Annotated in this window: 19 protein-coding genes and 1 tRNA gene; 10 read left to right on the forward strand and 10 right to left on the reverse strand. The window is 59.4% G+C overall.

What is annotated here, in order from left to right; all coding sequences use genetic code 11:
- Window positions 1–124: 124 nt before the first annotated feature.
- The 7 genes from MCRY_RS04130 to MCRY_RS04160 all read right to left on the reverse strand — a co-directional run bounded on the left by MCRY_RS04130 (window position 125) and on the right by MCRY_RS04160 (window position 5,625).
- Window positions 125–376, reverse strand: a complete 252-nt coding sequence (locus MCRY_RS04130; protein ID WP_085628224.1) for an acylphosphatase — start codon at window positions 374–376, stop codon at window positions 125–127.
- A 21-nt stretch (window positions 377–397) separates the two neighbouring features.
- Entirely contained in the window at window positions 398–1,324 is a 927-nt protein-coding gene (locus MCRY_RS04135; protein WP_085628225.1) for an acetamidase/formamidase family protein, read from the reverse strand.
- Window positions 1,321–2,487, reverse strand: coding sequence for a M20 aminoacylase family protein (locus tag MCRY_RS04140; protein ID WP_085628226.1), 1,167 nt, complete (start codon window positions 2,485–2,487; stop codon window positions 1,321–1,323). The genes MCRY_RS04135 and MCRY_RS04140 overlap by 4 nt, the downstream gene beginning before the upstream one ends.
- 77 nt (window positions 2,488–2,564) lie before the next feature.
- Complete coding sequence (locus MCRY_RS04145; protein WP_085628227.1) at window positions 2,565–4,346, reverse strand: gamma-glutamyltransferase family protein; 1,782 nt, start codon at window positions 4,344–4,346, stop codon at window positions 2,565–2,567.
- Between the two features lie 58 nt (window positions 4,347–4,404).
- Window positions 4,405–4,490: transfer RNA gene (locus MCRY_RS04150), tRNA-Leu, on the reverse strand.
- A gap of 87 nt (window positions 4,491–4,577) precedes the next feature.
- A complete protein-coding gene (locus MCRY_RS04155; protein ID WP_085628228.1) occupies window positions 4,578–5,123 on the reverse strand; it encodes a tetratricopeptide repeat protein in 546 nt (181 codons plus the stop codon).
- Between the two features lie 31 nt (window positions 5,124–5,154).
- Window positions 5,155–5,625 (reverse strand): Lrp/AsnC family transcriptional regulator, encoded by a 471-nt coding sequence (locus MCRY_RS04160; RefSeq protein WP_275296607.1) that lies wholly within the window; start codon window positions 5,623–5,625, stop codon window positions 5,155–5,157.
- A 111-nt stretch (window positions 5,626–5,736) separates the two neighbouring features.
- On the opposite strand from MCRY_RS04160, the gene putA reads away from it, so the two are divergent.
- The 4 genes from putA (at window position 5,737) to ettA (ending at window position 12,064) form a co-directional block, all read left to right on the forward strand.
- The gene (gene putA, locus MCRY_RS04165) at window positions 5,737–9,159 is read left to right on the forward strand and encodes a bifunctional proline dehydrogenase/L-glutamate gamma-semialdehyde dehydrogenase PutA (protein WP_085628229.1); all 3,423 of its coding nucleotides are present in this window, start codon (window positions 5,737–5,739) and stop codon (window positions 9,157–9,159) included.
- A 31-nt stretch (window positions 9,160–9,190) separates the two neighbouring features.
- A complete protein-coding gene (locus tag MCRY_RS04170; protein WP_085628230.1) occupies window positions 9,191–9,934 on the forward strand; it encodes a rhomboid family intramembrane serine protease in 744 nt (247 codons plus the stop codon).
- The gene (locus MCRY_RS04175; RefSeq protein ID WP_085628231.1) at window positions 9,931–10,299 is read left to right on the forward strand and encodes a GFA family protein; all 369 of its coding nucleotides are present in this window, start codon (window positions 9,931–9,933) and stop codon (window positions 10,297–10,299) included. The genes MCRY_RS04170 and MCRY_RS04175 overlap by 4 nt, the downstream gene beginning before the upstream one ends.
- Window positions 10,300–10,408: 109 nt before the next feature.
- Window positions 10,409–12,064 carry an energy-dependent translational throttle protein EttA gene (ettA, locus tag MCRY_RS04180; protein ID WP_085628232.1) on the forward strand — a complete coding sequence of 552 codons (1,656 nt, stop codon included), beginning with the start codon at window positions 10,409–10,411 and terminating at the stop codon, window positions 12,062–12,064.
- A 405-nt stretch (window positions 12,065–12,469) separates the two neighbouring features.
- On the opposite strand, the gene MCRY_RS04185 is transcribed toward ettA, so the two are convergent.
- Window positions 12,470–12,892, reverse strand: coding sequence for a thioredoxin family protein (locus tag MCRY_RS04185; RefSeq protein ID WP_085628233.1), 423 nt, complete (start codon window positions 12,890–12,892; stop codon window positions 12,470–12,472).
- A 246-nt stretch (window positions 12,893–13,138) separates the two neighbouring features.
- Between MCRY_RS04185 and MCRY_RS04190 the strand changes: the two genes are divergently transcribed.
- The 3 genes from MCRY_RS04190 to MCRY_RS22795 all read left to right on the forward strand — a co-directional run bounded on the left by MCRY_RS04190 (window position 13,139) and on the right by MCRY_RS22795 (window position 14,467).
- Complete coding sequence (locus MCRY_RS04190) at window positions 13,139–13,345, forward strand: cold-shock protein (RefSeq protein WP_085628234.1); 207 nt, start codon at window positions 13,139–13,141, stop codon at window positions 13,343–13,345.
- Between the two features lie 249 nt (window positions 13,346–13,594).
- Window positions 13,595–14,155, forward strand: a complete 561-nt coding sequence (locus MCRY_RS04195) for a L,D-transpeptidase (protein ID WP_085628235.1) — start codon at window positions 13,595–13,597, stop codon at window positions 14,153–14,155.
- A gap of 138 nt (window positions 14,156–14,293) precedes the next feature.
- Window positions 14,294–14,467 carry a hypothetical protein gene (locus MCRY_RS22795; RefSeq protein ID WP_171046120.1) on the forward strand — a complete coding sequence of 58 codons (174 nt, stop codon included), beginning with the start codon at window positions 14,294–14,296 and terminating at the stop codon, window positions 14,465–14,467.
- 58 nt (window positions 14,468–14,525) lie between these two features.
- Here the strand turns inward: MCRY_RS22795 and MCRY_RS04200 are convergent, their stop codons facing one another.
- Window positions 14,526–14,789 carry a hypothetical protein gene (locus MCRY_RS04200; protein ID WP_085628236.1) on the reverse strand — a complete coding sequence of 88 codons (264 nt, stop codon included), beginning with the start codon at window positions 14,787–14,789 and terminating at the stop codon, window positions 14,526–14,528.
- Window positions 14,790–15,037: 248 nt separating this feature from the next.
- Between MCRY_RS04200 and MCRY_RS04205 the strand changes: the two genes are divergently transcribed.
- Window positions 15,038–15,244 (forward strand): cold-shock protein, encoded by a 207-nt coding sequence (locus MCRY_RS04205; protein ID WP_085628237.1) that lies wholly within the window; start codon window positions 15,038–15,040, stop codon window positions 15,242–15,244.
- A 168-nt stretch (window positions 15,245–15,412) separates the two neighbouring features.
- Here the strand turns inward: MCRY_RS04205 and MCRY_RS04210 are convergent, their stop codons facing one another.
- Window positions 15,413–16,087 (reverse strand): arylesterase, encoded by a 675-nt coding sequence (locus MCRY_RS04210; RefSeq protein WP_085628238.1) that lies wholly within the window; start codon window positions 16,085–16,087, stop codon window positions 15,413–15,415.
- A gap of 18 nt (window positions 16,088–16,105) precedes the next feature.
- Here MCRY_RS04210 and MCRY_RS04215 point away from each other — a divergent pair, with 18 nt between their 5' ends.
- Together MCRY_RS04215 and MCRY_RS04220 are read left to right on the forward strand one after the other, a co-directional pair.
- Entirely contained in the window at window positions 16,106–16,798 is a 693-nt protein-coding gene (locus tag MCRY_RS04215; protein WP_085628239.1) for an ABC transporter ATP-binding protein, read from the forward strand.
- Complete coding sequence (locus tag MCRY_RS04220) at window positions 16,798–19,326, forward strand: ABC transporter permease (RefSeq protein ID WP_085628240.1); 2,529 nt, start codon at window positions 16,798–16,800, stop codon at window positions 19,324–19,326. Before MCRY_RS04215 ends, MCRY_RS04220 begins: the two co-directional genes overlap by 1 nt.
- Window positions 19,327–19,393 lie beyond the last annotated feature (67 nt).

The raw sequence follows: 19,393 nt of genomic DNA on the forward strand, positions 1-19,393 counted from the left end.
AGTCGGACAGAGTAAGACAGACCAGATCTCGGCGATCAATAAGACTGGCAGCCGGAAGTGCCAGAAATCAGAGATATTTGCACAATTATTGCACTAAGCGATGAAATTGTGATCGCAGGTTTCGTCAACTGCACGCAGCGGTTGTGATATCCATCGTTTCGACCAGAACGCTCTCCGGTCCGAGACTCGCCCCAAGAGCAAGCGCTTGCAGCATTTCTTCTGCACCCTGAGCAGTCACTTCCAAACCTGACGGCACCCGCTGGGTCGTTACGTGATCAAGGCCCAACTTATGGGCATGACGGGCGATCCATTGGGGAAAATCCGCGCTGTGAACATCGCCTGTCAGGTAAATGCGTGCGGACATCTTTTCGGACATGCGGGTCGCCTTGTGGTTTGCTTATGCGAGATGGGATTTCGACATCATCATGTGAACACCCTTTTCGCGGTTGACGGATTGGGTGATGCGTAGGTCACCGGCAAGTGAGCAGAGCATATAGGCTTCGGCACGGGTGATCCCCACGCGCTGTGACACGACGCTGATCATGCGGCGCAGGGCGATCTCGACGCAGACATCCAGATCGGGATGCATGCCCATTGTTATATAGTGCGTTGGCGTTTCGGCCTCGGGATAGGTGATGTCCAAATCCCGGCGGGTCGTAAGGCGGAACCGGCCCTGTAACGCCGTTTCAATCGCGGTGACACAGACCTCTCCATCGCCCTGTACGCCGTGCCCGTCGCCGCAGGAGAACAACGCGCCTTCGGTGTGGACCGGCAGATAAAGCGTGGTGCCCGCCACCAGTTCTTTGTTGTCAAGATTGCCACCATGCGCGCGGGGTTCGATGGTCGAGATGCGGCCCCAAGCGGGAGGCGGGGCGACGGCCATGACACCGAAAAACGGCGCAAGACGGAGTTTGAGGCCCCAAGGCATCGTCGCTTCATTCCGGTCGCGATCCAGCGGGATGATGACCTTGTGCGTTTCGTCAAAATCCAGCGGCAACGTGCCCGACAAGGGGCGGATGAAATTGTATCCCCAGTCCTGACGCAGTTGCACATCAAGAATGTCGACCTGAAGGACATCGCCGGGCATTGCGCCATCGACGGCCACAGGCCCGGTCAGGATATGTCCGGGTGCTGTGGGTTCGCCTGCGGCCTGCAACGCCAAAAGCTCAGGCGGGACATGAAACCCCTCGCCGGGCAGCATGGCCTTGCCACCGGACACGGAGTTCATCGTGACCTCCGAACCACTGGCCACGGTTGCCACCGGGTCAAGCGATGCATCGAAATATCCCCAGTGACAGCTTTGGAGGCCAGCCTCGATAATCATGCCGGAAGCCTCTGTTCGGCCAGCGCCACCCAATAGGAGCAACCGGTCGGAATCACGTCATCGTTGAAGTCGTATTGCGGGTGGTGCAGTCCCGGCCCCTGCCCAATTCCAAGCTGGATATAGGCACCGGCACAGGCCTGCAGCATGTAGGCGAAATCCTCGCCGCCCGTGGTGCGCGGTGCATCGTCGATGCAGCCTCCGGCCACGTCCCTGGCGGCGCGAATGCAGTGTTCGGTTTCTACGTCGTGATTGACCATGACGGGATAAGGTTCTTCATCAAAACCCAGTTCGGCCTCGGCGCCATAGCTTTGCGCGGTGAGTTCCGCGATGGCCTTGATCCGCTCCAGCGTTTTGGCGCGTACATCCATGTCAAAGCTGCGCACTGTGCCGCGCAGGACGGCATGCTCAGGGATCACATTAAACGCTTCGGATTCCGTTCGGAACGACGTGACCGACACGACAACGGCCTGTTGCGGATCGGTGTTGCGCGACACCACCGATTGCAGCGCCATCACGATGGCCGACGCGGCGAGCGTCGTGTCCACGGTGTTGTTCGGGCGTGCGGCATGCCCCCCCTTGCCGCGCACGTTGATGTGGAAGCTGTCGACAGCGGCATAGAACGCGCCGGGACGGATTGCGAATTGACCCAAAGGCAAAAGCGGCGAGTTGTGCAGACCGTAGATTTCCGAGATGCCGAATGTGTCGATCAGCCCGTCCTGCACCATTGCTTCGGCGCCTGCGCCGCCCTCTTCGGCGGGCTGGAACACCACAGCCACCGTGCCGTCGAAATTGCGCGTCTCGGCCAGGTATTGCGCCGCACCCAGCAGCATCGCGGTGTGGCCGTCATGACCACAGGCGTGCATCTTGCCCGGCGTTTTCGACGCATGGGCCGCGCCTGTCGCCTCGTAAATCGGCAGGGCGTCCATATCAGCGCGAAAGGCGATGGTTTTGCCGGATGCGTTGGTTTTGCCGTGGATCAGCGCCACAACCCCGGTGCGCCCGATCCCTTCTACTACGCTGTCGCAGCCGAACGCCCGCAGTTTGTCCGCCACGATCCCTGATGTGCGTGGCAGGTCGTATTGCAGTTCCGGGTGTTCGTGTAGATCCCGCCGCCATGCGGTGATTTCCGGGTGCAATTCGGCGAAACGATTGCGGATGGGCATAATGACTCCCGTGCCTGAACTGAGTGGTTGGCTGCATCAGACCTCAGAACGACAGCAGTGGCAAACGGGAAAGGCGCCTAGCGCCCGATCGCGTAGGCTTGCATCATGCGTGGGGTCGCTGCGGCCCGCAACATGCCGTCCGGTTCGCGCAAAGCTGCGGTCAGTCGGCCCACAGTCCACGGCTCGGCCACTGTCACGATATGCCCACGTTTGCGCAAATCGGCGATCACGTCTTCACCCACATTGGGTTCGATCATCATCTCGCCCGAGCGCACTTCGCGCGGGAAGAAGGAGCCTTGAAAGTGCATCGAATGGAACAGCGGCTGATCCATACATTCCTGCAAGCCCATCCCGAAATGCACAAAGCGCAGGAACCAGATCAACTGCCACTGATCCTGCTGATCTCCCCCCGGTGTGCCAAAGACAAGCTGACACCCGTCCTTTTCGGCAAGGCTGGGAGTCAGGGTGGTGCGTGGCCTGCGCATCGGGGCAAGAGATGTAGGCAAACCGTCCTCGAGCCAGAACATCTGGGCGCGGGAATTGAGAGGAAAGCCAAGTCCGGGAATGACCGGATTGCTTTGTAGCCAGCCGCCCGAGGGCGTGGCCGAGACCATGTTGCCCCAACGGTCGATGATATCGAGATGCACCGTATCGCCACGCTTTTCGGTGAGATGCGACATGGTCGGTTCCTGCGCGGCGACCGGGCCAACATTGAAATCCCGCTGCGCGCGCTCGACACAGGCATCGGCCAGATGTTCAAAGCCGGGAACGCGACCAGGGCGCTGGTCAAGCGATGCGCTGCCATCAATCAGCTTGCGCCGTTCGGCGTTGTACGTTTCGCTGAGCAGTACATCCATCGGGATTTCGCTGAAATCCGGGTCGCCATAATAAGCTTCGCGATCCGCATAGGCGAGCTTCATCGCTTCGATCACGGTATGGACAAACTCTGCCCCGTTCGGGTTCATCGACCCAAGATCGACACCCTTGAGGATCGCCAGCGTTTGCAACAGCACCGGCCCTTGAGACCAAGCTTGGGTCTTGTGGACGGTCCAGCCGTGATACTCATAGGTCAAAGACGCTTCATAGCTGGCGCGCCAGTCGGCCATGTCCGAAGGAGCAAGAACCGCGGAGTGCTTTGCGTCCGAGACATCCATCACCTGCGCATCTGCGAGGTAGTCAAAGATGGCCTGTGCCACGAACCCTTCGCGCCATTCATGCCGCGCCGCGTCGATCTGATCTTCGCGGGTGGCCCCTGCACTGTTGGCCAGACGGTCATAGGTCGCCGCAAGATCGGGATTCTTGAACAGCGCGTGCGGCTGCGGTGCCGCGCCATCGGGCATCCAAACCGCAGCCGAGCTTGGCCATTCAGTTTGGAAAAACCCGGTCAAGCCGGCGATGGTTTGCGCGACACGTGGCAAGACAGGGTGACCATCGCGCGCATAGTCGATCGCGGGCTGCATAACGTCGCGCAACGTCATCGTGCCATGATCGCGCAGCATCAACATCCACCCGTCAAAGGCACCGGGCACCACGGTCGACAGCAATCCCGACCCCGGAACAAGCGTCAAACCCTGCGAGCTGTAGTGTTCCACCGTTGCGGCTGCGGGTGCCACACCTTGCGCACACAAGACATCCACGCGACCCGTGTCGACGGAATAGAAGATCGCTGGCATATCCCCTGCCGGACCGTTCAAATGCGGCTCCACCACTTGGAGGGTCAACGCCGTCGCCACAGCAGCATCAAACGCGTTGCCGCCTTTCTCGAGGATACTCATGCCGACAGCAGAGGCGATCCAATGCGTCGAGGTCACAACCCCAAACGTGCCTCGGATCTCTGGGCGGGTGGTGAAATCAGACATGGTGCCTCCGGACTGATCAAACTGCGGGATGGCGCGTTTCGCTGGCTGCTGCCAAGTCTGGTGCGGGCGGTGGGACTCGAACCCACACGGCGCTAAGGCCTTCGGATTTTAAGTCCGATATGTCTACCATTCCATCACGCCCGCTTCGTGCTATCCCTAGCCGGGGGATCGGGCGAAAACAATGGTTTGGATCGGTGATTTGCGGGCATTCCCAATTTCAGTGACACAAGGTCAAAGATCGTCGCCCTCTGGTTGCTTGATCAAGGCCCGTTCACCCAGCCACGGGTTTAGCGAAACCGCTTCCTTGAGGACCGGCTGGGCCTCATCTTCCCGGCCCATCGCGATCAGGGTCAACGCCTTTCCTGTCAAAGCCCCCGTATGACGCGGGCTGAGTGCAATCGCTTGATCGAGGTCGGGCAGAACCGCAGGATAATCCCCCCGCAGATAATTCAGGAAAGCGCGCTGGTTGTAGCCTTCGGCATAGAACGGGCAGTAGGACACAAGTGTGTTCAGCCGGTTATTGGCCCGTAGATAGTCGCCGATCCGCATGGCGCGCAGGGCTTCGTCCAACATCATCTGCGAAGGCTCATCCGGCGCTTCGAGCCACAGTTCCCACATCTGGCTGGAAAAATTGCGCGCGATCATCTCGTTCGGCGCGCGCTGCACCTCGGCGTAGAGCCCATCTAGGGCCGCAGTGTGATCGGGTGCCACGGGACATCCATCAGCAACCGCACTCTGCGCCGCAACAACGGCAAGGACTGAAATCAAACGTCGCATGGGTGCATTTGGCCGCGCCCGACCGGATCGGTCAAGTCACGTTCCCGAAAGTGTCTTCCTTTACCGCCTGCATCGCAACATAGGTCGACGTGGCCGCGACATGCGGCAGCGTCGAGATCTTTTCGGCCAACACTTTGCGATAGCTGCGCATATTCGCGGTGCGCACCTTGAGCAGATAGTCGAAATTTCCGGCGATCAAATGCGCCTGCTCAATCTCGGGGATCTTGGCCACTGCTTCGTTGAACGCAGCCAAGGCGGCCTCGCGGGTCTGGGTCATCTTGACCTCGACAAAAGCGATATGATCGAGTCCCAGTCTTATCGGGTCAAGCAAGGCGCGGTAGCCTTGGATTGCACCCACTTCCTCGAGCCGCCTCAAACGCGCCTGCGTGGGAGATTTCGACAAGCCAATCCGCCGCGACAGCTCGGTGATCGACACACGTCCATCGCGTGCCATCTCCTGCAAAATCGCCCGGTCGAATCTGTCCAGATCTGAGATAATCAATTCGCCTGCCTTTCCTGCCAAAATCAGTTCATTTGACGTGCCGAAATTCGATAATCCGGCACTTACCCTGCATCTTCAGCGGTATTGTAGGGGATATGACTGGAGATCGCCATGCCCCGTGATGAGCTGCCCAACCTACGCCCCTTGATAGACGACAACACCTATGCCGATGAAACGCAAAAGGTGGACAGCCTGCGCACCGCCGCGCAACTGACCCAAACGGACCGCGACGCGATCAAGGCCCGCGCAACCAAGCTGGTCACGGCGATCCGCGAAGATTCGCGCCCCGGTCTGATGGAAGTATTCCTGAGCGAGTACGGTCTGTCGACCGAAGAAGGCATCGCCCTGATGTGTCTGGCCGAAGCGTTGTTGCGGGTGCCCGATGCCGCAACCATCGACGCACTGATTGAAGACAAGATCGCGCCATCGAACTGGGCCAGCCATTTGGGCGAAAGCACGTCGCCTTTGGTCAACGCTTCTACATGGGCGCTGATGCTGACGGGCAAGGTGCTCAAGGACGAACAGCCCGGTCCCGTTGGCCATTTGCGCGGCGCGATCAAACGACTGGGTGAGCCGGTGATCCGCACCGCCGTGGGCCGCGCGATGAAGGAAATGGGGGCGCAGTTCGTTCTGGGCGAGACCATCCAATCCGCGATGACCCGTGCCGCCAAGATGGAAGCAAAAGGCTACACCTATTCCTACGACATGCTGGGCGAGGCCGCGCGCACGGAAACCGACGCGCGCCGCTATCACCTGTCTTATTCTCGCGCCATCAGCGCCATTGCCGAAGCCGCGAAGTCCAAGGACATCCGCGAGAATCCAGGTATTTCGGTCAAACTCTCTGCGCTTCATCCACGCTATGAAGAGGCGCAACAGGACACCGTGATGAACGAGGTCGTGCCGCGTCTGCGCACGCTGGCGCAATTGGCGCGGTCTGCGGGGATCGGGCTCAACATCGATGCAGAGGAGGCAGACCGCCTGTCAGTCTCTCTCGACGTGATCGAAACCGTGCTGTCTGAACCGTCACTCAAGGGATGGGACGGATTCGGCGTGGTTGTGCAGGCCTACGGGCCGCGTGCGGGGCATGTCATTGACTGGCTCTACAATCTGGCCGAACGGCTTGACCGCAAGATCATGGTCCGGCTGGTCAAGGGCGCCTATTGGGACACCGAGATCAAACGCGCACAGGTGGCGGGCTTACCGGAGTTTCCGGTATTCACAGCGAAACATCATACCGACATCAGCTACATCGCTAATGCGCGCAAGCTGCTGGGAATGACCGACCGGATCTACCCGCAATTCGCGACGCACAACGCACATACCGTGGCCGCGATCCTGCATATGGCGCAGGACCGCTCGTCGTTCGAATTCCAGCGTCTGCATGGCATGGGCGAAGCGCTGCACGACATCGTCAAGGACGCCGAGGGCACCCGCTGCCGCATCTATGCTCCGGTCGGGGCGCATCGCGATCTGCTGGCCTATCTTGTGCGGCGTCTGCTGGAGAACGGCGCGAACAGTTCTTTCGTGAACCAGATCGTCGACACGGATGTGCCGGCCTCGGAAGTGGCCTCTGATCCGCTCGACGCCCATGCCGTGCCAAAGCTGCCAACCGGACCTGAATTGTTTGCGCCGGAGCGCTCGAACTCCATGGGTTGGGACCTTACCCATCGTCCGACCCGTGCTTCGATCGAAGCGGCGCGCAAACCGTTTGCTATGGTACAGTGGTCCGCCGAACCGATGGTGGCAAGCGATCCCGAAATCGGTGCAACTGACCCCGTGATCAACCCCGCGCGCCCCGGCGACACAGTGGGATCGGTGACTTGGGCCACGACCGACACTGTCGCCGCAGCTTGCGCCGCAGCCAAGCCGTGGGACGCCCCCGCAGCAGAACGTGCTGCGGTTCTGAACAAAGCGGCCGACCTTTACGAGGCGCATTACGGCGAAGTGTTCGCACTCTTGGCCCGCGAGGCAGGCAAATCGATACCGGATGCTGTGGCCGAATTGCGCGAGGCGGTGGATTTCCTGCGCTATTACGCTGCCCGCAGCGAAGGCCCAGACCCGCAAGGGGTCTTTGCCTGCATCAGTCCGTGGAACTTTCCACTGGCGATCTTTACCGGGCAAATCGCGGCAGCCCTTGCCACTGGCAATGCCGTGTTGGCGAAACCTGCCGAACAGACGCCGCTGATTGCACATCGCGCCGCGCAATTGTTGCACGAGGCAGGGGTGCCGAAAACAGCGCTGCAACTGCTGCCCGGTGCCGGCGATGTCGGCGCGGCCTTGACATCGAACCCGGCGGTCAAGGGCGTTGCCTTCACCGGCTCGACCGAAACTGCGCAGATCATCCATCGCAGCATTGCCAAACATCTTGACCCCGGCACGCCGTTCATCGCTGAAACCGGCGGTCTGAATGCAATGATCGTCGACAGCACGGCGTTGCCCGAACAGGCGGTTCAGGCGATTGTCGAATCCGCGTTCCAGTCCGCCGGTCAGCGCTGTTCTGCGCTACGCTGCCTCTACGTACAGGAAGATATCGCCAAGGGGTTTACCGAGATGCTGACGGGTGCCATGGACGCGCTGGTGATTGGCGATCCTTGGATCTATGGCACCGATGTCGGTCCCGCCATCGACGTCGAGGCGCGTGACGGTATCATCTCTTATGTCGATGCAGCCGAGGCCGAGGGCCGTGTGCTTCACCGTTTGCCGCTGCCCGGCGGCGGCACGTTTGTGCCCCCCACCCTGATCAAGGTCTCTGGCATCAAGGACATGGAGCGCGAGATTTTCGGCCCCGTCCTGCACATCGCGACGTTCAAATCCAAGGACATCGACAAGGTGATCGACGCGATCAATGCAACCGGGTACGGGCTGACCTTTGGTTTGCAAACCCGGATCGACGACCGCGTGCAGCATGTCTCGGAACGGATCGAGGCAGGCAATATCTATGTGAACCGCAACCAGATCGGCGCGATCGTGGGAAGCCAGCCGTTTGGTGGTGAAGGACTGTCGGGCACCGGACCCAAGGCGGGCGGGCCGAATTATCTGGCACGTTTCCGCAAGCATCCCGCACCTAGCGGGGCTGAAAGCTGGGATGGACAGGACAGCAAGGATCGCTTGGCCAAAGAATTGGCAGCCAAGTCAGCGAAACACACGGTTAAAAAGACGACTTTGCCCGGGCCGACTGGGGAATCCAACGTGCTGACTGCGATGGCGCGAGGGCCGATCCTTTGCCTTGGGCCAGGTTTTTCGACTGCGACAGCGCAGGCAAAGGCGGTCGAAGCTTTGGGTGGGAGAGCCATCGTTGCTGAGGGCAGTATTGACGCCGCATGGGTGTCCGATCTGCCTGCAGACGGTATGCTTTGGTGGGGCGACGCCGAGACCGCTCGCACACTGCGTTCTGCTTTGGCCGACCGCTCAGGGCCGATCCTGCCGCTGATCACCGGGATGCCGGATACCGGTCATGTCTGTCACGAACGTCATGTCTGCGTCGACACCACGGCCTCGGGCGGAAACGCACAGCTTCTGAGCGGCGCGGCTTGACGCGCCGCCGCTTTGCGCCAACTGTCGCGGCATGTTTCCAATCCGCGATCACAACCCGTCGGGCCGCACGCCCTTTGTCACATACGCGCTGATTGTCGCGAATGTCGGCATCTTCCTGAGCTATTGGCCGCTGATGCAAAGCGACCAAGAGATCATGCGCTTTTACTTTGACTATGCGCTGATCCCGGCGCTTGTCAGCGAAGGCCAGGGGTTCAGCGGGTTTCTCACTTCCATGTTCCTGCATGGCGGCTGGATGCACCTGATCGGCAACATGCTGTTTTTGTTCATCTTCGGCGACAATATCGAAGATGAGATGGGGCATATCGGTTTTATCCTCTTCTATCTTGCTGCCGGATTGGGCGCGGGGTTCATCCATTACATCAGCGCGCCGGGATCGCCTGTGCCCACTGTCGGGGCATCCGGCGCGATTGCCGGGGTGATGGGCGGCTACCTTTTGCTGTTCCCCAAGGCCAAGGTCGATATTCTGATCATCATCGTGATCATCTTCCGCATTTTCCCTATCCCCGCCTGGATCATGTTGGGCCTCTGGTTCGCCTTCCAAGTCTTTGGTGGATTCGGCACGGCAGCTGATGAAGGTGGCGTGGCCTATTGGGCGCATGTCGGCGGCTTTGTCATTGGGCTTGCACTTACGCTCCCGCTCTGGCTGCGTCTGGGTGGGCCGCAATACTGGACACGCACCGAAGGCCATCCGCCACACCCCGAAGCCAAGTACCAGCTTTCCCGGTCACGCGTTCCGTCGGTACGTCGGAAATGACCGCTGAACTCAAGGTCAGCTGCCATTGCGGTATCGTCGAACTGTCGGTTCGCCTAAAAGACAGCCTTGAAAATGCGCGGCGCTGTGATTGTTCCTATTGCCGCCGCCGGGGGACCCCGACCGCCAGTGTTCACAGGGATGATCTGGATATCGTCAAAGGCGCAGATAGCCTGACACTCTACACCTTTGGCACACACACAGCGAAACACTATTTCTGCAAGATATGCGGAATCTACAGGCATCACCAACGCCGATCCGATGCAGAGGAATACGGCGTGAACATGGGATGCATAGAGGGCGTGAATCCCAAGGACTTCGAACCAATCGGTTGGCATGACGGTGTGAATCACCCTTCAGATCAATAATCCATAGAGCCTAGCCGCCAATTCCAAACAAAGCCTGAACACGCGTGATTGCACGGGTCCGCCTGCGCGTGTATCCCTCGGCAAAATCGAAATTCAAAGGAACGCGATCATGGCAGCCTATCAGTATGTCTATCACATGAGCGGGGTCTCAAAGACGTATCCCGGCGGCAAGAAGACGTTCGAAAACATTCACCTGAACTTCCTTCCCGGGGTCAAAATCGGGGTCGTCGGCGTCAACGGCGCAGGTAAGTCGACCCTGCTCAAAATCATGGCCGGGCTCGACAAAGACTTCTCGGGCGAGGCGTGGTCTGCCGAAGGTGCAAAAGTGGGTTACCTGCCGCAGGAGCCACATCTTGATCCCGCGCTGACCGTGCGTGAGAACGTGATGCTGGGAGTGGCGGAAAAGAAAGGCAAGCTGGACCGTTTCAACGAGCTTGCGATGAACTACAGCGATGAAACCGCTGATGAAATGGCGACATTGCAAGACGAGATCGACGCCAACAACCTGTGGGATCTGGACAGCCAGATCGACGTCGCAATGGAAGCCCTGCGCTGCCCTGCGGACGACGCCGATGTCACGACTCTGTCGGGCGGCGAAAAGCGCCGCGTCGCGCTCTGCAAGCTGCTGCTCGAAGCGCCGGACATGCTGCTGCTCGACGAACCGACCAACCACCTCGATGCCGAGACCATCGCCTGGCTGCAGAACCACCTGATCGAATACAAGGGTACGATCCTGATCGTCACCCACGACCGCTACTTCCTCGACAGCATCACCGGATGGATTCTCGAACTCGACCGGGGCCGCGGCATTCCCTACGAGGGCAATTATTCCAGCTGGCTGGACCAGAAAGCCAAGCGTCTTCAACAGGAAGCGCGCGAGGACAAGGCCAAGCAAAAGACGCTGGAGCGCGAACTGGAATGGATGCGGCAGGGCCAGAAGGCGCGGCAGGCCAAGTCCAAGGCGCGTATTCAGGCCTATGAAGAGATGGCGGGCCAGTCCGAACGCGAACGCGTCGGTCGGGCGCAGATCATTATTCCCAATGGTCCACGGCTTGGTTCAAAAGTCATTGAAGTCAACGGCTTGAAAAAGGCGATGGGCGACAAGCTTTTGATCGAGAACCTGTCCTTCAGCCTGCCGCCGGGCGGCATCGTCGGTGTCATTGGCCCCAACGGCGCCGGCAAATCGACGCTGTTCAAGATGCTTACCGGGCATGAACAACCCGATGAAGGCGAGGTTTCGTACGGCGACACCGTGCAGTTGGCCTATGTCGACCAGTCGCGCGATGACCTGAATGCGGGCGATACCGTTTGGGAGGCCATCTCGGGCGGGGCGGAAATCATCAAACTGGGCGATGCCGAGGTCAACTCCCGCGCCTATTGCGGGTCGTTCAACTTCAAAGGGGGCGACCAGCAGAAGAAGGTCGGCCTGCTGTCGGGTGGTGAACGCAACAGGGTCCACATGGCGCGCCTGCTCAAGGAGGGCGGCAACGTTCTGCTGCTCGACGAACCGACCAACGACCTTGACGTGGAAACGCTGCGCGCACTGGAAGACGCCATCGAAGATTTTGCAGGCTGCGCCGTGGTCATCAGCCACGACCGTTTCTTCCTCGACCGTCTGTGTACGCATATCCTCGCCTTCGAAGGTGATGCCCATGTCGAATGGTTCGAGGGCAACTTCGAAGACTATGAAGAAGACAAGAAGCGGCGTTTGGGTGCGGACGCGCTTGAGCCGAAGCGAGTGAAGTTCAAGAAGTTTGTGAGGTAAACCTTGGAGCAGCGTAGGCCGGGCTTCAGCCCGGCAGCATACCGTTACAGTAAACCGGGCTAAAGCCCGGCCTACACAGAGCATCACCGGCATAGTTGGGTCGCACAAACTTGGAAAATCGCGCTTTTATTGTGCCCCATCGTTCGGATTAATTCGTGTCGTCCAACGGCAATGTCCAAATGGCATGCACGTGATCAGAAAGCGCGACCCAAGCGTCGATAAAAAACGGGCGTCGGGCGTGGGTTACATGAATAGCGTCGAGGAGAACGTCGATTTCCTCCTCTAAAAGCCGTGCGCCCCGCTGGGCGAGGCCGGCTGTACAGAACACGGGAACACCGCGCAGCCGGGGCGCAAATAGATGGACATGCGTGACGGTTGGTCAGATCAGGTAAAGGCTAGGTTACCTCACCCCACCCAGCCAACGATCTGATCCGCCCGCATGGCGCCTGACTGCCGCGCGCCTTCACGGCCACCGACAAAGCGGATCATCGTCGGAATTCCCCGGATGCCATAGGTCTGGCCGGATTGCGGGAAGTCTTCTGTATTGAGTTTCACCAAGCGTGCCCGGCCCTTGAGTGTCGCCGCCGCCTTGGAAAACTCAGGCCCCATCATCTTGCAGGGTCCGCACCACGGTGCCCAGAAATCGACCACCAAGGGCACCTCATCATTGCGCGCAGCCTTTTGCAGCGTGCTCCAATCCAGTTCGACGGCTTTACCCGGCATAAGGCCTGAGCCGCAGGTCCCGCATTTCGGCCCCGCATCAAGCCGGTCTTCGGGCACGCGGTTGACCTGACCGCAGTCGAGGCATGTAATTTTCTTGCCGGACATGGACGTCCTCCCAGATATTCGCAAAGCGACATATGTAGAAAGTGACCTATGGGCAAGTCCTTGCCAGCACCAGCTATCAAAAGAGAATCCTCTTGTCTCAGATGCGGCAACCTGTCATAGGCGAGGTGCTAACGATCTTCTACTCGACCTACTGTTTTCCGACACCGGCACGCAGCTTTCGATCCAGACGTGACTTTGCCGGGTTGCCGCATAAAGCGGGCAACGGAACACAAAAGGATACTTCACATGGCCACTGGCACAGTGAAATGGTTCAACACCACCAAAGGTTACGGCTTCATCGCACCCGATGGCGGCTCCAAGGACGTTTTCGTCCACATCTCCGCCGTTGAGCGTTCGGGCCTCACCGGCCTGCGCGATGATCAGAAAGTGACTTTCGACATCGAAAACGGCCGTGACGGCCGCGAAAGCGCGATCAACCTCGCGCTGGCGTAAGCCACAGCGATTCTCGATCTAGGACCGCCCGGTGCCACATGCGCCGGGCGGTTTTTCTTTGGCGGCACCGCACGAGGCCGGGCGCGCGCCACATCCCATGCCGCCTGACCTTGTGTCCTTTCTGTCGCAACTGCCTTGGACGCGTGACGGACAAATGTGCAATTAAGCTTGTTTTCGCCTAAAGCCTTGGCAACATCTTTTTCAGACTTCGTTTGTACGAGTTCAGAACAACAAGGAACAGTGCTGCCCATGATTTCTAGACGTCACTTCCTCGCCGCCACCGCTGCTGGTCTGGCTGCCCCGAGTATCGCCTCTGCGCAAGCTTTCCAAATCGACCCGATCTACCGCCCCCAAAACGTCAGGATCAAAAGCGATGTGGTTCCGGGCCAGATCCTGATCCTTCCTCGCGCGCATTTTCTGTATCATGTCACCCAACCCGGCGTCGCCCGCCGATACGGTGTTGGTGTGGGCCGCGCCGGTCTTGAATTCACCGGGACGGCCGAGATCTCGGTCAAAAAGGAATGGCCGACCTGGCGTCCGACCCAGGAGATGATCGAGCGCGAGCCCAAGACCTACTCCAAGTTCGTGGACAACGACTATGTTCAGCCCGGTGGCGCCGACAACCCGCTGGGCGCGCGTGCGCTGTATCTTTTTCAGAACGGACGCGACACGTTTTTCCGCATCCACGGAACGACGGCGCCTCGGTCGATCGGGCAATCCGTTTCAAATGGCTGCATCCGCATGTTGAATGAGCATGTAACTGACCTCTATGAACGGGTGCCGATCGGGACGGTCGTCACGGTGCTGTAAAGCCAAAAGATCAGCACACCGGAGGCGCATCTGCACACGTCTCCGGTTTGCCCTGCCGCTGCCACAATTCGAGCGTTTTCGACAGCCATTCACGGCTTGTTAAGACTTGAGACGCATCAAGGTGCAAAGGGACAGGACATGGCGGCAATTGCGCTTATAGCAGGAAGTGGTCTTGGCTGGATCGTAGCGGGTATTGCGCTTGCAACAGGGGCCATGCTGTCCACTGCAATGTTGTTGTTCCTTGCCGTAAGCTTGAGCGTTTTGGCGATCGGTATATTTGCATCAGGCCAAAACCAGTTTGATCCGTCCTGAACAAAAGGCGCGACCACGCCAAGCGGTCGCGCAAAAAACTGCTTAAATCTGCGTGGTGTTACAGAAGTACGTGAATAACCAGCAGGTTCGGAATGATGAACGCCGCTGCGATGCAAAAGAGCTTTGCCAAATGCGACGCTGTCTTAAACAGGGTGTTCTCTTCCAACGCATCTCCATAGGCCATGGCCGCAAACAAGAGAGCGCCGGATTGTCCGTTTTCGATCAACCGGTTACGCTCAATATCTGCGCGAGCCTCGGCGTAGCGCTTATCCAGCATCTGTTGTTCCGTTTTGGCGGCCACGCGGACGTCCATGCCTGACATGTTCACTCTCCCTGAAGTCTAAGACCGACTAAAGATGGGGCGCGCTGCGCTCAAGGCAAGCCGATTTCACAGGAAAGAGAAGCCTCGGCTTTTTTCTTGCGTCCTATTTGGAATCACCTGAAAACTTGCATTGCAAAGTTACCATATTCGACCACTGCTCCGACACGGCTCAGTTAAGCGAATTTGACTGACCGCGCCCGTCGCATCGTCTTGTGCGGCGGAAGACATGACAGACAGGAGTAGAACGGATGGCCACTGGCACCGTCAAATGGTTCAACACCACCAAAGGATACGGGTTTATTGCACCGGATAACGGCGGCAAAGACGTATTTGTCCACATCTCGGCCGTAGAACGGTCTGGACTGACAGGTCTCGCTGACAATCAGAAAGTGACCTTCGACCTCGAGTCAGGTCGCGATGGTCGCGAAGCGGCAGTGAACATCTCGCTCGCCTGACCGGGCACTGGGCTGGTGTCAGCCCATTCCTTTGATCCCGGCAGTCATCATTTGGGTATGGCCTCTGGGATGAACATGCAGACGGGCGACATTCACGTCGCCCGTTCGCCAAATTTTACATTTTGAAAAGACCCTCTGAACACCGCAGTTACTCTGCTGCGCGTTGCTCTAATCTGATGCCCGTTTGACCAATGCGGCGACCGCAGGACCCATCTCCGCAACGATCAGATCCACCCCTTCTGCATTCGGGTGGATGCCATCCATCTGCATCACATCCCGCAATTCCGCTGGAGTGCTGCCGACGCTGTAGAGCCCTTCAAAGAAACGCGGAAAGTATAATGCGCCGTATTCTTTGGCCAATTCGGGATACATCGCATCGAACTCGGCCTTGTAGTCTGGACCATAGTTACCCGGTGCTTCCATCCCGACGATCAACACATCAAGTTCTTTGTCTCGTGCAACCTTAAGAATGCCTTCGAGGTTTGCCCGCGACACCGCCGGATCAAGGCCGCGCAACAGGTCATTGCCGCCCAAAGCGACGATCAGCGCTTCGGTGGCTGGGGTCAGCGACCATTCCACACGCGACAGGCCACCTGCCGTCGTGTCGCCCGACACACCTGCATTGACCAGACGCACATCAAGCCCCTGCTCTTTCAGCCACAACCGCATCTTGGGCACAAAGCCTTCTTGGTCGATCAACCCGTAGCCCGCTGTCAAACTGTCGCCTAACGCCAGAATTTCGACCGGTTCGGCCTGCGCGGCTGTGACTGTGCACAGGCACACAGCTGTCACGCGCACCTTGCTCAGAACCCATGACGCCCCATATGTGAAAGAGTGAAACATGATAAAGCTCCGTATCCAATGACCCAGCCAGTTCTAGACCTCAAAGATGTCACGCTCAGCCTCAAGGGCAATGCCGGAATGGTCGAGATCCTACATGGGATCAGCCTTTCTGTTCACAAGGGCGAGACATTAGGACTGATCGGACCGTCGGGATCGGGCAAGTCTTCGTTGTTGATGGTGATGGGCGGGCTTGAGAATGCCAGTTCGGGCAGCGTGGTTGCACTCGGTCAGGACCTTACCGCGATGGACGAGGACAAGATGGCGCGCTTTCGGCGCGATCATATGGGCGTCGTGTTCCAGTCGTTTCACCTGATCCCAACCATGACGGCGCTGGAAAACGTCGCTACACCGCTGGAACTGGCTGGGGAAAAGGATGCCTACGACCGCGCCCAAGCAGAGCTTGAAGCAGTAGGCCTTGCCCACCGAGCGGATCATTACCCGGCGCAGATGTCAGGCGGCGAACAGCAGCGCGTCGCGCTGGCCCGAGCCTCGGTCACGCGTCCGGAAATCCTGCTAGCGGATGAACCAACAGGCAACCTTGACGGTGTAAATGGTCAGGCGATCATTGACCTATTGTTCGATCTGCGCGACCGCCACGGCGCAACATTGGTGCTGGTCACCCACAGCCGCGAACTGGCCGCGAAATGCGACCGGGTGATCCGGCTGACGGATGGGCACATCTCGGACAACCAGTTGAAGGCTGCAGAATAATGGCGCTAAGCACGGCTGCCCGCTTCGCCCGCCGGGAACTGCGTGGCGGTCTCAAAGGCTTTCGTATTTTCCTTGCGTGCCTCGCACTTGGCGTGGCCGCGATCGCAGGCGTTGGCTCTGTCCGCTCCGCGATCCAGTCGGGACTTGAAGCACAAGGGTCGATCCTCTTGGGCGGCGATGCATCGGTGGAATTCACCTACCGCTTTGCAGAACCAGAAGAACGCGCCTATCTCGAAAGCATCTCGGCCGGCATTTCCGAAATCACCGATTTTCGCTCCATGGTGGTCAAAGACCCCGAGGGCCTGGCAGAACGTGCGCTGACGCAAGTCAAATCCGTTGATGACGCTTACCCGCTTACAGGCGAGGTTGTGCTTGATCCGGTTATGCCTTTGTCAGAGGCTTTGGCGGGCGATGGCACCCAGCCCGGTGCAGTCATGGCCCCGTTATTGGCAGATCGTTTGGGCCTTGTGGCCGGCGACAGCTTTCGGCTTGGCACCCAAGATTTCACGCTTTCCGCGATCCTTGTCACTGAACCAGACAGCTCTGCCTCCGGCTTCTCATTGGGCCCGCGTACACTTGTTACCACAGACGCGCTTCGCGAGGCCGGTTTGCTGCAAACCGGCACACTCTACGAAACCGAATATCGTCTACTCTTGCCGCCAGACAGCGATCTCGACGCACTGGAAACTGCAACCGAGGCTGCGTTCCCAAGCAGCGGTCTGCGCTGGCGAGACGCACGTAATGGTGCACCGGGCGTGGCGAGGTTTGTCGAACGGCTGGGCGCGTTCCTGATCCTGGTGGGTCTTTCAGGTCTTGCGGTAGGAGGTATCGGTGTGTCCGCAGCCGTCCGCGCCTATCTCGCCAGCAAGACCAGCGTGATCGCCACGCTGCGCACCTTGGGGGCAACCCGCGCGACGATCTTCCAGACGTATTTCCTTCAGATCGGTGCACTCAGCCTGCTTGGTATCGGCATTGGCCTTGTCTTGGGCGCGCTTGTCCCGATCCTCTTTGGCCCGCTGATCAGCGCTTCATTGCCGGTGCCCGCAATCTTCACCATCCACCCGGCCCCGCTTATCGAAGCCGCGCTTTATGGCATCCTGACAGCGTTGGTGTTCACCCTCTGGCCGCTCGCACGGACCGAAGACATCCGCCCCGCGATGCTGTTTCGAGATGCTTTGGACGGGGGTAAAATGCTGCCCGCGTGGCGCTATGTGATTGCGACGCTCGTCCTGTTGGGCCTGCTTGTCGGTGTGGCCTCGCTTTTTTCCGGCAGCCCCTTCCTCACTCTTTGGACTGCCGGAGGGCTGATCGGCGCGCTGATTGTGCTGGTCTTGGCGGCCATCGCTATCCGCTGGATCGCCAAACGCTCAACCAAAGCCACGCGCGGTCATCCGGTCTGGCGGTGGGCACTGGCCTCGATTGGTGGCCCGCGGGATGCGGCAGCTCCTGTGGTTCTTTCCCTCGGACTGGGCCTTTCGGTTTTGGCGGCAGTTGGTCAGATCGACGGCAACCTGCGCACCGCAATTGACCGTGACCTGCCCGAGATTGCGCCCGCCTACTTCTTTGTCGACATCCAACCCGACCAGATGCCGCAATATACCGAGATGCTCGAGAACGACCCGGCAGTCGCCCGCATCGATACGGCGCCCATGCTGCGCGGCGTACTGACCCAGATCAACGGTCGACCGGCCCGCGAAGTCGCAGGCGATCACTGGGTGGTCACTGGCGACAGAGGCATCACCTATGCTGCTCAGCCTGACGCCAACACGCGGGTCGTCGCAGGCGAATGGTGGGAGGCCGACCATGACGGCCCCGCTGAGGTCAGCTTTGCCATTGAAGAGGCCGAAGAAATGGGTTTGTCGCTGGGCGACACGCTCACCGTCAACATACTGGGGCGAGACATCGGCGCCACAATCACCAGCTTCCGTGATGTGGATTTTTCGACCGCCGGCATGGGCTTTGTGATGACGCTCACACCCAACGCGCTACAAGGTGCGCCGCATACCTTTATCTCGACGGTCTATGCGCCCGCCGAAGACGAGGCCCGCATCCTGCGTGAACTGGCGACCGCGTTTCCGAATATCACAGCGATCAGCGTCCGCGATGCTATCGACCGAGTCAGCCTCCTGCTCGAAGGCATTGGCGCCGCCGTGCGCTGGGGGGCTGCGGCCACCCTGCTTACCGGGTTTCTTGTATTGATCGGCGCTGCCGCCGCAGGCGAAGGGGCACGCACCTATGAAGCTGCCGTGCTGAAAACACTTGGTGCCAGCCGCGCACGTATTCTGCAAAGCTTTGCCCTGCGCTCTGCGCTTTTGGGCGGCGGTGCAGGTCTGGTCGCCTTGGGCGCGGGCATCCTAGGCAGTTGGGCAGTAATGACCTTTATCATGGACAGCAGCTTTGCCGTGGTCTGGCCATCCGCCCTTGGCGTCGTGGTGGGTGGTGTGATGGCAACACTGCTTGCCGGCCTGATTTTCGCATGGCGCCCCCTTGCGGCACGCCCAGCCCAAGTGCTTCGGGCGCGGGAATGATCTGCGTGACGTGGGCCGAAAGACCCAATGAACGGCAATATACCACCTTGCCCTGAGGCCAATCCCT

Origin of the sequence: Marivita cryptomonadis (assembly GCF_002115725.1) — a bacterium.
In the GTDB taxonomy this organism is placed as follows: domain Bacteria; phylum Pseudomonadota; class Alphaproteobacteria; order Rhodobacterales; family Rhodobacteraceae; genus Marivita; species Marivita cryptomonadis.